The sequence below is a fragment of the Rubrivivax soli genome, from assembly GCF_049810355.1.
Taxonomy (GTDB): domain Bacteria; phylum Pseudomonadota; class Gammaproteobacteria; order Burkholderiales; family Burkholderiaceae_C; genus Rubrivivax.
On the sequence record NZ_CP187368.1, the window covers coordinates 4,627,576 to 4,643,426 of the forward strand.

At 70.6% G+C, this 15,851-nt stretch carries 12 protein-coding genes; 11 read left to right on the forward strand and 1 reads right to left on the reverse strand.

Annotation, left to right across the window (positions count from 1 at the left end):
* Positions 1 to 14 precede the first annotated feature (14 nt).
* Entirely contained in the window at positions 15 to 674 is a 660-nt protein-coding gene (locus ACPOLB_RS21265; RefSeq protein WP_425258042.1) for a GntR family transcriptional regulator, read from the reverse strand.
* A gap of 196 nt (positions 675 to 870) precedes the next feature.
* Between ACPOLB_RS21265 and ACPOLB_RS21270 the strand changes: the two genes are divergently transcribed.
* The 11 genes from ACPOLB_RS21270 to leuB all read left to right on the forward strand — a co-directional run bounded on the left by ACPOLB_RS21270 (position 871) and on the right by leuB (position 15,846).
* Positions 871 to 3,447, forward strand: a complete 2,577-nt coding sequence (locus ACPOLB_RS21270; protein ID WP_425258043.1) for a chemotaxis protein CheW — start codon at positions 871 to 873, stop codon at positions 3,445 to 3,447.
* 190 nt (positions 3,448 to 3,637) lie between these two features.
* Entirely contained in the window at positions 3,638 to 5,836 is a 2,199-nt protein-coding gene (gene scpA / locus ACPOLB_RS21275) for a methylmalonyl-CoA mutase (RefSeq protein ID WP_425258044.1), read from the forward strand.
* Positions 5,836 to 6,819 (forward strand): methylmalonyl Co-A mutase-associated GTPase MeaB, encoded by a 984-nt coding sequence (meaB, locus tag ACPOLB_RS21280; protein WP_425258045.1) that lies wholly within the window; start codon positions 5,836 to 5,838, stop codon positions 6,817 to 6,819. Before scpA ends, meaB begins: the two co-directional genes overlap by 1 nt.
* Before the next feature lie 17 nt (positions 6,820 to 6,836).
* Entirely contained in the window at positions 6,837 to 8,369 is a 1,533-nt protein-coding gene (locus tag ACPOLB_RS21285; protein WP_425258046.1) for an acyl-CoA carboxylase subunit beta, read from the forward strand.
* Positions 8,370 to 8,383: 14 nt separating this feature from the next.
* On the forward strand, positions 8,384 to 10,411 hold the full coding sequence (locus ACPOLB_RS21290) for an acetyl-CoA carboxylase biotin carboxylase subunit (protein WP_425258047.1): 2,028 nt from the start codon (positions 8,384 to 8,386) through the stop codon (positions 10,409 to 10,411).
* Entirely contained in the window at positions 10,411 to 10,875 is a 465-nt protein-coding gene (locus ACPOLB_RS21295) for a VOC family protein (RefSeq protein ID WP_425258048.1), read from the forward strand. Before ACPOLB_RS21290 ends, ACPOLB_RS21295 begins: the two co-directional genes overlap by 1 nt.
* Before the next feature lie 75 nt (positions 10,876 to 10,950).
* The gene (locus ACPOLB_RS21300; RefSeq protein ID WP_425258049.1) at positions 10,951 to 11,628 is read left to right on the forward strand and encodes a tellurite resistance TerB family protein; all 678 of its coding nucleotides are present in this window, start codon (positions 10,951 to 10,953) and stop codon (positions 11,626 to 11,628) included.
* A 110-nt stretch (positions 11,629 to 11,738) separates the two neighbouring features.
* Positions 11,739 to 12,656 carry a LysR family transcriptional regulator gene (locus ACPOLB_RS21305; RefSeq protein WP_425258050.1) on the forward strand — a complete coding sequence of 306 codons (918 nt, stop codon included), beginning with the start codon at positions 11,739 to 11,741 and terminating at the stop codon, positions 12,654 to 12,656.
* Positions 12,653 to 14,077 carry a 3-isopropylmalate dehydratase large subunit gene (leuC, locus tag ACPOLB_RS21310; protein ID WP_425258051.1) on the forward strand — a complete coding sequence of 475 codons (1,425 nt, stop codon included), beginning with the start codon at positions 12,653 to 12,655 and terminating at the stop codon, positions 14,075 to 14,077. Before ACPOLB_RS21305 ends, leuC begins: the two co-directional genes overlap by 4 nt.
* A gap of 14 nt (positions 14,078 to 14,091) precedes the next feature.
* Positions 14,092 to 14,742, forward strand: a complete 651-nt coding sequence (gene leuD / locus ACPOLB_RS21315; RefSeq protein ID WP_425258052.1) for a 3-isopropylmalate dehydratase small subunit — start codon at positions 14,092 to 14,094, stop codon at positions 14,740 to 14,742.
* A gap of 9 nt (positions 14,743 to 14,751) precedes the next feature.
* Entirely contained in the window at positions 14,752 to 15,846 is a 1,095-nt protein-coding gene (gene leuB, locus ACPOLB_RS21320; protein WP_425258053.1) for a 3-isopropylmalate dehydrogenase, read from the forward strand.
* Positions 15,847 to 15,851: the final 5 nt, after the last annotated feature.

Genomic DNA, 15,851 nt, shown 5'->3' on the forward strand with positions numbered 1-15,851 from the left:
TGGTGGTCCTTGGTTCACGAGGCTGCTTCCAGCCCACTGTCGAAATGTGCCTGCATCAGCTTGGCGGCGGCTGACGCGTCGCGCGCCGCGATGGCGGCCATGATCGCGCGGTGCTCGGCCAGCGAGTCCGCCAGCCGCCCCTGCTTGAACAGCGAGTGGTGGCGGTTGAGCTTCATCACCTTGCGCAGGTCGGTCACCGTCTGGGTGGCCCACCGGTTGCCCGCGATCTGCAGCACGGCCATGTGGAAGGCTTCGTTGGCGGCGAAGAAGGCGTCCCGCTGGCGCACCTGCTTCTCCAGCCGCTCGTGCAGCGCCACCAACTCGGCGCGCTGCGCGTCGGTCGCGGTCGCGGCCACGCGGCCTGCGGCGTCGCTCTCCAGCAGCGCCAGCAGGTGGTAGACCTGGGCCACGTCGTCGCGGCTCATCTCGGTAACGTAGGCGCCGCGCCGTACCTTCATCGTCACCAGGCCTTCGACCGCCAGCACCTTCAGCGCCTCGCGCAGCGGCGTGCGGCTGATGCCGTAGTCGGCACACAGCTTCAACTCGTCGATCCAGGCCCCAGGCTCGAGCTCGCGGCTGAAGATGGCCTGGCGCAGCCGCTCCGCCACGTCCTGGTACAGGGCGCGCGGCGACAGCGGGCGGGCAGCGGCGGGGCGGGGGGCAGGATCGGCCACGGGACGCAGGCGGGCGTGTTCTGAATTCATAATTTTGCATCATGCGGCTTGCACGAAGCTGATGCCGTACCGGCTCCGCTGCGATGCCGCAGCCGTGCGACCCTGCGGGAACTGGCCTGGATCGGTGCCGCAACTCCGCCGACCGCGGCCGTGCGCCTGGCGCTAGTCTCCGACGATCCCCCATGCTGCCCACGCCATGAGCCTCGTCGACGATCTTCTCCCGCATCTGCGCCGCGTGCAGTCCGCCGAACGCGACCTGCGCGACCTCAGCCTGCTGTGGCAGATGATCGAAGCCAGCTCGGCCATCAGCTGTCCCGACGAGGCCGAGGCCATCCTGCCGATGCTGGCGCAGACGCGCGCCCGCTTCGCCTCGCTGCAGACGCGGCTGCTGGCCCAGCTGGCCGGCGGCAGCATCGCCGAGCTGCACGAGGAACTGGCGGCCACCGCGCAATGCACCATCGACGTCCTGGTGCGCAACCTCTTCGAGCGCACGGCCGATGTCGGCTTCCTGGCCACCGACGCGGTGCTGCGCGGCTTCTGCGCCTGCGACGCGCCCGCGCAGGCGGCGCAGCGCCCGGCGCTGCTGCAGCGCCTGGCGGCCTACCGCGCCAAGTACAGCGTCTACGACGACATCATCGTGCTGGCCCCCGGCGGCGAGGTGCTGGTCCGGCTGGCCGCCGGCGGGCCGGAGCGGAGCACGGACGCCGTCGTGGCAGCGGCGGTGGCGGGCAATGGCCACGTCGAACGCCACGGCCGCAGCGACCTCGCCGACCCGGTGGACGACAGCCCGGGCGACGCCCTGCTGTACGCGCACCGCATCGACGACGCCGCGGGGCGCTGCGTGGGGGTGCTGGTGCTGCGCTTCCGCCATGCCGACGAGATGGAGCGCATCTTCGCCAGCGTGCTCGATGCCGACCGCGCGGTGGCGATGCTGCTGATCGACAGCGACGGGCGGGTCGTCGCCAGCAGCGACCCGGCCCACGTGGCGCCGGGCGCGCGTGTGCGCACCGCGGCGCCGGGCACCCTGGCGCTGACCACGTTCGCCGGCCGCGAGGTGCTGGCCGTGACCTGCCAGCCCACGCCGTACCAGGGCTACGCCGGACCGGGCTGGCGCGCGCAGGCCCTGGTGTCGCTGGGCACGGCCTTCCGCAGCCGGCAGCCGGTGCTCGACGAGGCCGCGCAGCTGGCGCTGGACAACGCCGAGCTGGCGGCGATCCGTGGCGAGGTCGACGCGATCAACGCCGACCTGCGCCGCGTGGTCTGGAACGGGCGCCTCGTCGCCGGCCTGCAGGGTGGTGCGCAGGCGCGGCTGAAGGCCGTGCTGCAGCAGATCAACGAAGCCGGCACCCGCACGCGCGACCGGGTCGCCAGCGCCATCCACGAGCTGTACTGCAGCTCCCTCGGCCGGGCCCACCAGCAGGCGCAGTCCATGGCACGGCTGGCGACCGAGCTCCTGGACCGCAACCTGTACGAGCGCGCCAACGACTGCCGCTGGTGGGCCTTGTCGCCGGTGCTGGAAGCGCAGCTGGCCGCACCCGACAGCGCCGCGGGACGCCGCACGCTCGACACGCTGCTGGCGCAGATCAACAGCCTGTACCCGGCCTACATCCGCCTCGTGGCCTTCGATGCCGGCGGGCGCGTGCGCGGGCTTTCGCGGGACAGCGTCGAGCACCCGCTGGCCGACGCCACGCTGGACGACGCGCTGCTGCACGCCACGCTGCAGCTGGGCGACGCCCAGCGCTACGCCGTCAGCTCCTTCGCGGTGCCCGCGCTGGGCGACGGCACGCCGACCTGGGTCTACACCGCGGCCGTGCGCCACGGTCCGCAGCGGCAACTGGTGGGCGGCATCGCGCTGGTCTTCGACGCGGCCCGCGAGCTGCCGGCGATGCTGCAGGCAGTGCTGGGCACGCAGGCCGGCATCGCGGCCTTCGTCGACGCGGGCGGGCGGGTGCTGTGCACGACCGACGCCGGCCTGCCACCCGGCAGTCCGTTCGCGTTGGCCGACGGCGACGCCGTGGCACACCATGCGGGCAGCACGTATGCCGTGGCGCGCGTCACCGGCGCCGGCTACCGCGAGTTCAAGTGCGGCGACGGCCACGGCGACGGCGTGCGTGCCGTCGTCGCGTTGCGCCTGGGCAACCAGGAGCGCCGCCGCGAGGCGCTGCACGACAGCCCGGTGCTGGCGCTGCCGCCGGCCACGCGCAGCCGCACGCGCGCCTTCGCGCTGTTCCACATCGGTGCCGGCCGCTTCGCGCTGCCCGCCGAATGCGTGCTCGAGGCACGGCCGCGCGAAGGGCTGGTGCGGGCGCCGCTGCCGCTGGCGCATGCGGCCGGCCTGCTGGAAGTGCCGGGCCCGCAAGGCAGCCGGGTGATCCCGGTGCTCTGCGGGCGCAGCATGTTCGGCGTGCACTACGCGCCGCGCCCGACCGACGGCGTGGTGCTGGTGCTGGCCCTGCCGGAGGCGCCCGACGTGCCGTTGATGGGCCTGCGCGTGGACGACGTGCTCAGCGTCGCCGATGTCGGTGCCGAGCATCAGCAGCCGGCCCCCTCCGGCGTGCGGCAGCATGCGCCGCTGCTGTGCGGGCTGCTGCAACTGGCGCTGCACAAGCCGGGCGCCACCGAGCGCAGCGAGGTGCTGGCGCAGCGGCTCGACGAGCGGCTGCTGGTGGGCATGGCCGGCCTGGACGCCGCTGCCGGGCCGGCACCTGACGGCGCCGCGCCCCCCGCCGCGATCCGCCCCGCCGACACCCCGGTCGACACCCTCGGCGCCTGAGCGCCCGCGCCGGTCGCGGTCGGCGCCGGCCCGTCCGCCCGGGCACCCCGCTGCGCGGCCGGGCGCTGGCGCGCCGGGCCGCGCCGGTGCATCCTTGCCATCCGTCGTCGTCAGCTTCGCGACGGGATTGAATTTATAATTATTGATGACAGCGGGTGGTTCTGGTTCTGCCCGGCAAAGGAGTGCCCCGATGAGCGACCGCCCGCAACCTGGCCCCGACGACGCGGCCGGCCCCGTCTCCGGTTTCGCGCCTGCGAGCCTCGAGCAGTGGCAGCGCGCGGCGGCGAAGTCGGCCCCGGGTGGCGATGTCTCCGCGCTGACGTGGCGCACGCCCGAGGGCATCAGCGTCAAGCCGCTGTACACCGCGGCCGACACCGCGGCGCTCCCGTACACGAACACGCTGCCGGGCTTCGAGCCCTTCGTGCGCGGCCCGCAGGCCACGATGTACGCGGTGCGCCCGTGGACCATCCGCCAGTACGCGGGCTTCTCCACCGCCGAGGACAGCAATGCCTTCTACCGCAAGGCGCTGGCCGCCGGCGGGCAGGGTGTCAGCGTGGCCTTCGACCTGGCCACGCACCGGGGCTACGACAGCGACCACCCGCGTGTCACCGGCGACGTCGGCAAGGCCGGCGTGGCCATCGACAGCGTCGAGGACATGAAGATCCTCTTCGACCAGATCCCGCTCGACAAGGTGAGCGTGTCGATGACGATGAACGGCGCCGTGCTGCCGGTGCTGGCTGGCTACGTGGTGGCCGCGGAAGAGCAGGGCGTGCGCCAGGACCAGTTGAGCGGAACCATCCAGAACGACATCCTCAAGGAGTTCATGGTCCGCAACACGTACATCTACCCGCCGGCGCCCAGCATGCGCATCATCGGCGACATCATCGAGTACACGGCACGCCGGATGCCGAAGTTCAACTCGATCAGCATCAGCGGCTACCACATGCAGGAAGCCGGCGCGAACCAGGCGCTGGAGCTGGCCTTCACGCTGGCCGACGGCAAGGAGTACGTGAAGACGGCGCTGGCCAAGGGCCTGGACGTGGACGACTTCGCCGGCCGCCTGAGCTTCTTCTGGGCGATCGGGATGAACTTCTATCTCGAGATCGCGAAGATGCGCGCGGCGCGGCTGCTGTGGTGCCGCATCATGAAGGACTTCGGCGCCAAGGCGCCGAAGAGCCTGATGCTGCGCACGCACTGCCAGACCAGCGGCTGGAGCCTGACCGAGCAGGACCCGTACAACAACATCGTGCGCACCACCATCGAGGCCATGGCCGCGGTGTTCGGCGGCACGCAGAGCCTGCACACCAACAGCTTCGACGAAGCCATCGCGCTGCCCACCGAGTTCAGCGCCCGCATCGCGCGCAACACGCAGCTGATCATCCAGGAAGAGACGCACATCGGCGCGGTCGTCGACCCCTGGGCCGGCAGCTACATGATGGAGACGCTGACGCAGCAGATGGCCGACCAGGCGCAGGCCATCCTCGACGAGGTCGAGGCGATGGGCGGCATGACGAAGGCGGTCGACTCGGGCTGGGCGAAGCTGAAGATCGAGGCCAGCGCCGCCGAGAAGCAGGCGCGCATCGACTCGGGCGCCGACGTCATCGTCGGCGTCAACAAGTACAAGCTGCAGACGCAGGACAAGGTCGACATCCTGGAGGTGGACAACGTCCGGGTGCGCGAGGGTCAGATCGCGCGCCTGGCCGAGATACGGGCCACGCGCGACAGCGCCCAGGTCCGGGCCGCACTGGCCGCGCTGACCGAAGCGGCCCGGTCGAACACGGGCAACCTGCTCGCGCTGAGCATCGACGCCATGCGCGCCCGCGCCACGGTGGGCGAGGTCAGCGACGCGCTGGAGCAGGTCTACGGGCGCCACCGCGCCGACATCCAGAAGGTGACCGGTGTGTACGCAGCCGCCTACGACAGTGCCGAGGGCTGGGAACAACTGCAGCGCGAGATCGCCGCGTTCGGCGAGGCGCAGGGCCGGCGCCCGCGCGTGATGATCGCCAAGCTCGGCCAGGACGGCCACGACCGCGGCGCCAAGGTGGTGGCCACGGCCTTCGCCGACCTGGGCTTCGATGTCGACATGGGACCGCTGTTCCAGACCCCCGAGGAATGCGCGCGCCAGGCGATCGAGAACGACGTGCACGCGGTGGGCGTCAGCACGCTGGCCGCAGGGCACAAGACGCTGGTGCCGGCGATCATCGCCGAGCTCAGGAAGCAGGGCGCCGACGACATCATCGTCTTCGTCGGCGGCGTGATCCCGGCGCAGGACTACGACTTCCTGTACGCGGCCGGCGTGCAGGGCATCTACGGCCCGGGCACGCCGATCCCGGTGAGTGCCAAGGACGTGCTGGAGCACATCAAGAAGTCGGTGGGCGCGGGGGCCTGATGCTGCCCGCCGCCGACCAGGCGCTGCTCGATGCCGTGCGCGGCCCGCCCGGGGCGGCGCAGCGGCGCGCGCTGGCCAAGGCCATCACGCTGCTCGAATCGACCCGGCCCGACCACCGTGCCCGCGCCGACGCACTGCTGAACGCGGTGCTGCCGCACACGGGCCGCGCCCTGCGGCTGGGCATCAGCGGCGTGCCGGGCGTGGGCAAGAGCACCTTCATCGAGGCGCTGGGGCTGTTCCTCATCGAGCGCGGCCACCGCGTCGCCGTGCTGGCGGTGGACCCGAGCAGCAGCGTCAGCGGCGGCAGCATCCTGGGCGACAAGACGCGCATGGAGCGGCTGTCGATGGATACGCGCGCCTACATCCGCCCCAGCCCGGCCAGCGGCAACCTGGGCGGCGTGGCCGAGAAGACGCGCGAGACGCTGCTGCTGTGCGAGGCCGCGGGCCACGACGTGGTGATCGTCGAGACCGTGGGCGTGGGCCAGAGCGAGACCGCCGTGGCCGGCATGACCGACATGTTCGTGCTGCTGCAGCTGCCCAACGCCGGCGACGACCTGCAGGCCATCAAGAAGGGCGTGATGGAGCTGGCCGACCTGGTGGTCATCAACAAGGCCGACCTGGACCCCGACGCCGCCACCCGGGCACGCGCGCAGATCACCAGCGCGCTGCGCCTGCTGGGCCCGCACAGCCACGCCGGCACGCAGGTGCTGCAGCTCAGCGCGCTGCGGGCCACGGGGCTGGACGAGTTCTGGCGTGCCGTCGCCGACTTCCACGGCCGGCGCCAGGCCAGTGGCGCGCTGCAGCAGCGCCGCCACGCGCAGGACCAGGCCTGGATGTGGGAGCGCATCGAAGCCGGCCTGCGCCAGCGCTTCAAGCAGCATGCCGCCGTGCGCGCGGCGCTGCCGCAGATCAACGACGACGTGAAGGCCGGCCGCCTGGCTGCTTCGGTGGCCGCACGCCGGCTGCTGGACCTGATGGATTGAACGAGGAGAACGACGCGATGCACGACATCATCGAACAACTGGAACGCAAGCGCGCCGCGGCCCGCCTGGGTGGCGGCGCCAAGCGCATCGCGGCCCAGCACGCCAAGGGCAAGCTGACCGCGCGCGAGCGGCTCGAAGTGCTGCTGGACCCCGGCACCTTCGAGGAATGGGACATGTTCGTCGAGCACCGCTGTGCCGACTTCGGCATGGCCGACAACAAGATCCCGGGCGACGGCGTCGTCACCGGCTACGGCATGATCAACGGCCGCCTGGTGTTCGTCTTCAGCCAGGACTTCACCGTGTTCGGCGGCGCGCTCAGCGAGGCGCATGCCGAGAAGATCTGCAAGGTGATGGACCAGGCGATGAAGGTGGGCGCGCCCGTCATCGGCCTGAACGACAGCGGCGGCGCGCGCATCCAGGAGGGCGTGGCCTCGCTGGGCGGCTACGCCGAGGTCTTCCAGCGCAACGTGATGGCCAGCGGCGTGATCCCGCAGATCAGCCTGATCATGGGCCCGAGCGCGGGTGGCGCGGTGTATTCGCCGGCGATGACCGACTTCATCTTCATGGTGAAGGACAGCAGCTACATGTTCGTCACCGGCCCCGAGGTGGTGAAGACCGTGACGCACGAGGAGGTCACCGCCGAGGAACTGGGCGGCGCCGGCACGCACACCACGAAGAGCGGCGTCGCCGACCTCGCGTTCGAGAACGACGTCGAGGCGCTGCTGATGCTGCGCCGGTTCTACAACTACCTGCCGCTGAACAACCGCGACGGCGTGCCTGTGCGGCCCAGCGGTGACCCGGCCGAGCGCATGGACCTGTCGCTGGACACGCTGGTGCCCGACAACCCGAACAAGCCGTACGACATCAAGGAACTGATCGTGAAGGTCGTGGACGACGGCGACTTCTTCGAGCTGCAGCCCGACTACGCGAAGAACATCGTCATCGGCATGGCACGCATGGACGGGCGCACCGTGGGCATCGTCGCCAACAACCCGCAGGTGCTGGCCGGCTGCCTGGACATCAAGAGCAGCATCAAGGCCGCGCGCTTCGTGCGCTTCTGCGACGCCTTCGGCATCCCGGTGGTGACCTTCGTCGACGTGCCGGGCTTCATGCCGGGCACGAGCCAGGAGTACGGCGGCATCATCAAGCACGGCGCCAAGCTGCTGTACGCCTACGCCGAGTGCACGGTGCCCAAGGTGACCGTGATCACGCGCAAGGCCTACGGCGGCGCCTACGACGTGATGAGCTCCAAGCACCTTCGAGGCGACGTCAACTTCGCCTGGCCCAACGCCGAGATCGCGGTGATGGGCGCCAAGGGCGCGGTGGAGATCATCTTCCGCGAGGACAAGGGCGACCCGGCCAAGCTGGCCGCGAAGGAGGCCGAGTACAAGGCCCGCTTCGCGAACCCCTTCGTCGCAGGCGCGCGCGGCTTCATCGACGACGTGATCCAGCCGCACGAGACGCGCAAGCGCATCTGCCGCAGCCTGGCGATGCTGAAGGACAAGAAGCTGGACAACCCGTGGCGCAAGCACGGCAACATCCCGTTGTGAGGGGCACAGGCACCATGTTCAAGAAGATCCTGATCGCCAACCGCGGCGAGATCGCCTGCCGCGTCATCCAGACCGCGAAGAAGCTCGGCGTGCAGACGGTGGCCGTCTACTCCGAAGCCGACCGCGACGCCCGCCATGTCGAGCTGGCCGACGAGGCCGTGTTCATCGGTGCCGCACCCAGCCGCGAGAGCTACCTGGTCGCCGACAAGATCATCGCGGCCTGCAAGGCCACCGGCGCCGAGGCCGTGCATCCGGGCTACGGCTTCCTGTCCGAGAACGAGGACTTCGCGCGCCGGGTCGAGGAAGAAGGCATCGTCTTCATCGGCCCCAAGCACCACAGCATCGCCGCGATGGGCGACAAGATCGCGTCGAAGAAGCTGGCGAAAGAAGCCAACGTCAGCACCATCCCGGGCTGGAACGAGGCCATCGAGACGCCCGAGGCTGCGGTGCAGATCGCGCAGGGCATCGGCTACCCGGTGATGATCAAGGCCAGCGCCGGCGGCGGCGGCAAGGGCCTGCGCGTGGCCTACAGCGACAAGGAGGCCTTCGACGGTTTCAGCTCGTGCCGCAACGAGGCCCGCAACAGCTTCGGCGACGACCGCGTCTTCATCGAGAAGTTCGTCGAGGAGCCGCGCCACATCGAGATCCAGGTGCTGGGCGACGCACACGGCAACGTGGTCTACCTGCACGAACGCGAGTGCAGCATCCAGCGCCGGCACCAGAAGGTCATCGAGGAGGCGCCGTCGCCCTTCATCAGCGACGCCACGCGCCGCGCGATGGGCGCGCAGGCCGTGGCGCTGGCCCGGGCCGTGCAGTACCAGAGCGCGGGCACGGTGGAGTTCGTGGTCGGCCGCGACCAGAGCTTCTACTTCCTGGAGATGAACACGCGTCTGCAGGTGGAGCACCCGGTCACGGAGAGCATCACCGGCATCGACCTGGTGGAGATGATGCTGCGCGTGGCCGCCGGCGAGCCGCTGCCGTTCACGCAGGAGCAGATCCCGCGCCGCGGCTGGGCCATCGAGTGCCGCATCAACGCCGAGGACCCGTTCCGCAACTTCCTGCCGTCCACCGGCCGCCTGGTGCGCTACCAGCCGCCGCCGCAGACCATGCACGCGGCCGCGCCCGTGCCGCAAGGCGGCGGCGTGCGCGTGGACACCGGGGTCGCCGAAGGCGGCGAGATCCCGATGTACTACGACTCGATGATCGCCAAGCTCATCGTGCACGGGCTCGACCGCGACGACGCGATCGCGAAGATGCGCGAGGCGCTCAACGGCTTCGTGATCCGCGGCATCAGCAGCAACATCCCGTTCCAGGCCGCTTTGCTGGCGCATCCGAAGTTCGTGCGCGGCGACTTCAACACCGGCTTCATCGCCGAGCACTACGGCCGCGGCTTCCGCGCCGAGGACGTGCCACACGACGACCCCGACTTCCTGGTGGCGCTGGCGGCGGCCGCGTACCGCCGCTACCGCGAGCGTGCCGCCGGCATCACCGGGCAGCTGGCCGGGCACGGCGTGGTCATCGGCGACGACTTCGTCTGCGTGCTGAAGGGCGAGGGCGGCGCGCACGTGCACGTGCCGGTGCGCGTGCAGGCCGGCAGCGCGCTGGTCATCACGGTGGGCGACAAGCGCTACGCGGTGGCCAAGGACTGGCACTTCGGCGGCATCCGTGCCACCGGCCAGTGCAACGGGCGGCCGTTCACGGCGCAGATCGAGCGCCAGGGCCTGTGGATCCGTGTCGCGCACGACGGCCGCGCCGTCGAGGCCCAGGTGATGAGCGCACGCGCCGCCGAACTGCTGCGCGTGATGCCCTTCAAGGCGCCGGCCGACATGAGCAAGTTCCTGCTGTCGCCGATGCCGGGCCTGCTGGTCGACCTGGCCGTGCAGCCGGGCCAGAAGGTGCTGGCGGGCGAGCGGCTGGCCGTCATCGAGGCGATGAAGATGGAGAACATCCTCACGGCCACGCAGGACGGCACCGTCGGCGAGCTGCTGGCGAAGAAGGGCGAGAGCCTCGCCGTCGACCAACCCATCCTGAGCTTCGCGTGATGCACGGCAAACCCTTTCGCATCCTCGGCCTGCAGCAGATCGCCATCGGCGGCCCCGACAAGCAGCGGCTGAAGTCGTTGTGGGTCGACATGCTCGGCCTCACGGTCAAGAGCACCTTCGTCAGCGAGCGCGAGAACGTCGACGAGGACATCTGCGCGCTGGGCCAGGGTGTGCACGCGGTCGAGGTCGACCTGATGCAGCCGCTGGACCCCGAGAAGAAGCCGGCCGTGCACACCACGCCGCTGAACCACGTGGGCCTGTGGGTCGACGACCTGCCGAAGGCCGTCGAGTGGATGACGGCACACGGCGTGCGCTTCGCGCCCGGCGGCATCCGCCGGGGTGCTGCCGGCCACGACATCTGCTTCATCCACCCCAAGGGCAACGAGCAGTTCCCGCTGGGCGGCGAAGGCGTGCTGATCGAGCTGGTGCAGGCGCCGCCCGAGGTGGTGGCGGCGCTGGCTTGACCGCAGCCGGGCGAAGGACACCGGCGCCCTGGCTACAGTCCGCACATTCTTCGACGGACCCCGGGAGCGTGTGACATGAGTGTGCAAGGCCTGCTGGAACAACTGCTGCGTTCGGCCTCGGGCACGGCGCAGAACGTCGGCCGCAGCGGCGACTTCGGCAAGTACGCCGCCGGTGGTGCCGTGGGCGGCGCTTTGGGCCTGCTGCTGGGCAGCAAGCGCGGGCGCAGCTTCGGCGGCAAGGCGCTGAAGTACGGCAGCGTCGCGGCGCTGGGTGCGCTGGCCTTCAAGGCCTACAACGACTGGCAGGCGCAGCAGGCGGCGCAGGGGCGCGCGCCTGCGGCCGGCGGCCCTGGCACGCCGGTGCCGGCCTACGTGCCGCCCGCGTCCCTGCCCGCGCCGCAGGCCGAGGCGCACAGCCAGCGCCTGCTGAAGGCCATGATCGCGGCGGCCAAGTCCGACGGCCATCTCGACGATCGCGAGCGCGGCCTGATCGACGCCGAACTGCAGCGCACCGGCGCCAGCGCCGCCGACCGCCAGTGGGTCGAGGCCGAACTGCGCCGCCCTGTCGAGCCTGCCGACGTGGCCGCCGGCGTGCCCGACCTGGAAGCCGCGGGCGAGGTGTACCTGGCCAGCCTGCTGGTGGTCGACACCACGACGACGATGGAGCGCGCCTACCTCGACGCGTTGGCCCAGCAGCTGCAGTTGCCGGCGGGCTTGAAGGCGGAACTGGAAGCGCGCGCCGCAGCGGTGTGACGGTGTGGCGCGCCGGGCGTGATTTCGCCCTGCGCGAAGCCTGGGTTGATAATCTGCTGCACGACTACCGTGGCGGCGAAGGCTAAGCTGCGGCACCGCGCCGCCTTGCCATGCGCTTCGACCTCACCACCCTCAACCTCGTGCTTGCCATCGCCGACACGCGCAGCATCACCGCCGGCGCCCAGCGCGAGCATCTCGCGCTGGCCGCAGCCAGCAAGCGCCTGAGCGACCTGGAAGCGCGCTTCGGTGTGCCGCTGTTCGAACGCCATGCCCGTGGCGTCGAGCCCACCGAGGCCGGGCGCGCGCTGGTGCGCCACATCCGCAGCCTGCACACCAGCCTGCATGCGCTGGAAAGCGAGGTGGTGGAGTTCTCGCGCGGCATCAAGGGCCACCTGCGCATCGCGGCCAATGCCGGCGCCATCAGCGAATGCCTGCCGCCCGACCTCGCCGCGTTCTCGCAGGCGCACCCGCAGATCCGCATCAGCCTGGAAGACCAGACCAGCGCCGAGGTGCAGGCCGCGGTGGCCGAAGGCCGCGCCGACGTCGGCATCTTCGTGCCGCCGCTGCTGGACAACCGGCTGACCACGCGCCGCTACCGCCGCGGCACGCTGGCGGCCATGGTGCCGGCCGGCCACGTGCTGGCCGGGCAGGCCCGCGTGCGCTTCGACGCGCTGCTCGACCACGACATCGTCGGCTTGCACGCCGGCGCCGCCGCGCACGAGCTGATGCGCGCCGAGGCCGAAGGCGCCGGCCGCACGCTGAAGGCGCGGCTGCAGGTGCGCGGCTTCGACGCCATCGCACAGCTGGTCGAGGCGGGCCTGGGCGTGGCGGTGCTGCCCGCCGCCGTGGCGCAGCGCTTCGCGCAACTCTTCCGCGTGCAGGTGCTGGGGCTGGACGAGCCCTGGGCCGAGCGCGACTATCTGCTCGCCGTGCGCACACAGGACGTGCTGCCGGCGGTGCTGCAGCGCTTCGTGCAGGCGCTGTGCCCGACTGCTGGAACACCGACCCCCGGAGGCCCGACCCCATGACCGCCAGAACGCTCTACGACAAGCTGTGGGACGAACACGTCGTCCACACCGAGGACGACGGCACGTCCGTGCTCTACATCGACCGCCACCTGGTGCACGAGGTCACCAGCCCGCAGGCCTTCGAGGGCCTGCGCCTGGCCGGGCGCAAGGTCTGGCGCGTCAGCTCGATCGTCGCCACCGCCGACCACAACACGCCCACCACCGGCTGGGCCGAGGGCTACGACGGCATCCGCGACCAGATCAGCAAGCTGCAGATCACCACGCTGGACGCCAACATCCGCGCCTTCGGCGCCGCCGCGTACTTCCCGTTCCTGCACAAGCGCCAGGGCATCGTGCACGTGATCGGCCCCGAGAACGGCGCCACGCTGCCGGGCATGACGGTGGTCTGCGGCGACAGCCACACCAGCACGCACGGCGCCTTCGGCGCGCTGGCGCACGGCATCGGCACCAGCGAGGTCGAGCACGTGCTGGCCTCGCAGACGCTGCTGGCGAAGAAGGCCAAGAACATGCTGGTGAAGGTCGAGGGCCGGCTGGGCGCGGGCATCACTGCCAAGGACGTGGTGCTGGCCATCATCGGCCGCATCGGCACCGCCGGCGGCACCGGCTACACGATCGAGTTCGGCGGCAGCGCCATCCGCGGCCTCAGCATGGAAGGCCGCATGACGGTGTGCAACATGGCCATCGAGGCCGGCGCCCGTGCCGGCCTGGTGGCGGTCGACGAGACGACGCTGCAGTACGTGAAGGGCCGCCCGTTCGCGCCCAGCGGCGTCGCCTGGGACCACGCGGTGGCGCACTGGCGCACGCTGCACAGCGACCCGGGGGCGCACTTCGATGCCGTGGTCGAGCTCGACGCGACGCAGATCCAGCCGCAGGTCACCTGGGGCACCAGCCCCGAGATGGTGGCCGGCATCGACGGCCGCGTGCCCGACCCCGACAAGGAGAAGGACGGCATCAAGCGCGGCGCCATCGAGCGTGCGCTGGCCTACATGGGCCTGGAGCCCAACAAGGCGATGAGCGACATCGTCATCGACAAGGTCTTCATCGGCAGTTGCACCAACAGCCGCATCGAGGACCTGCGCGACGCCGCGGCCGTGGTCAAGCGCGCCGGCACCAAGGTGGCGAAGAACGTGAAGCTGGCGCTGGTGGTGCCGGGCTCGGGCCAGGTGAAGGCGCAGGCCGAAGCCGAAGGCCTGCACGAGATCTTCCTGGCCGCCGGCTTCGAGTGGCGCGAGCCCGGCTGCAGCATGTGCCTGGCGATGAACGCCGACCGGCTGGAGCCCGGCGAGCGCTGCGCCAGCACGAGCAACCGCAACTTCGAAGGCCGCCAGGGCGCCGGCGGCCGCACCCACCTGGTGAGCCCGGCGATGGCCGCGGCCGCCGCGCTGAACGGCCACTTCGTCGACGTGCGCCGCATCGCCTGACCGGAGACACCACGATGCAAGCCTTCACCGTGCACCAGGGCCTGGTGGCCCCGATGGACCGCGACAACGTCGACACCGACGCGATCATCCCCAAGCAGTTCCTGAAGTCGATCGCGCGTTCGGGCTTCGGCCCCAACCTGTTCGACGCCTGGCGCTACCTCGACCCGGGCGAGCCGGGGCAGGACCCGGCCAGCCGCAAGCCCAACCCCGACTTCGTGCTGAACCAGCCGCGCTACCAGGGCGCCAGCGTGCTGCTGGCGCGCAGCAACTTCGGCTGCGGCTCCAGCCGCGAGCACGCACCCTGGGCGCTGGACCAGTACGGCTTCCGCGCCATCATCGCGCCGAGCTTCGCCGACATCTTCTTCAACAACTGCTTCAAGAACGGCCTGCTGCCGATCCAGCTGCCCGAGTCGCAGGTGGCCAGGCTGTTCGACGAGGTCTTCGCCTTCCCGGGCTACAGCCTCACGATCGACCTGCCGAGGCAGGTGATCGTCAAGCCCGACGGCACCGAGCTGCCGTTCGAGGTGCAGGCCTTCCGCAAGTACTGCCTCGTCAACGGCTACGACGACATCGGCCTGACGCTGCGCCACGCCGACAAGATCCGCGCCTTCGAGGCCGAGCGCCTGGCGCGCATGCCCTGGCTCGCCCAGACCCTGGTTGGTTGAAGGAACACCATGAAGATCGCCATCCTCCCCGGTGACGGCATCGGCACCGAGATCGTCGCCGAAGCCGTCAAGGTGCTGAACGTGCTGGACCTGTCGTTCGAGAGCGAGACCGCGCTCGTCGGCGGTGCCGCGTACGAAGCGCACGGCCACCCGCTGCCCGACAGCACGCTGGCGCTGGCCAAGAGCGCCGACGCCATCCTGTTCGGTGCCGTGGGCGACTGGAAGTACGACAAGCTCGAGCGCCAGTTCCGCCCCGAGCAGGCCATCCTGGGACTGCGCAAGCACCTGGGACTGTTCGCCAACTTCCGCCCGGCGCTGTGCTACGAGCAGCTGACGCACGCGTCGAGCCTGAAGCCCGAGCTGGTGGCGGGGCTGGACATCCTGATCATCCGCGAGCTCACGGGCGACATCTATTTCGGCCAGCCGCGCGGCCGCCGCACCGCGGTGGACGGCCACTTTCCCGGCGCCGAGGAAGCCTTCGACACGATGCGCTACAGCCGGCCCGAGATCGAGCGCATCGCGCACGTGGCCTTCCAGGCCGCGCGCAAGCGCAACAAGAAGGTGACCTCGGTCGACAAGGCGAACGTGCTGGAGACCTTCCAGTTCTGGAAGGACGTGGTCACCGAGGTGCATGCGCAGTACCCCGACGTGGAACTGCAGCACATGTACGTGGACAACGCCGCGATGCAGCTGGTGAAGGCGCCCAAGGCCTTCGACGTGGTCGTCACCGGCAACATGTTCGGTGACATCCTGTCGGACGAGGCGGCCATGCTCACGGGTTCGATCGGCATGCTGCCGAGCGCGTCGTTGGACAAGAACAACAAGGGCCTGTACGAGCCCAGCCACGGCAGCGCGCCCGACATCGCGGGCAAGGGCGTGGCCAATCCGCTGGCTACAATCCTGTCCGCTGCCATGATGCTTCGTTTCTCCCTGAACCAGCCGCAAGCCGCCGACCGCATCGACGCGGCCGTGCGCGCGGTGCTGTCCGCCGGGCTGCGCACCGCGGACATCTGGAGCGAGGGCACGCACCAGGTCGGCACGCGCGAGATGGGTGACGCTGTCGTTGCAGCGATCACTGGCAAAACGATGACCACCAAGACCTAGCGTCT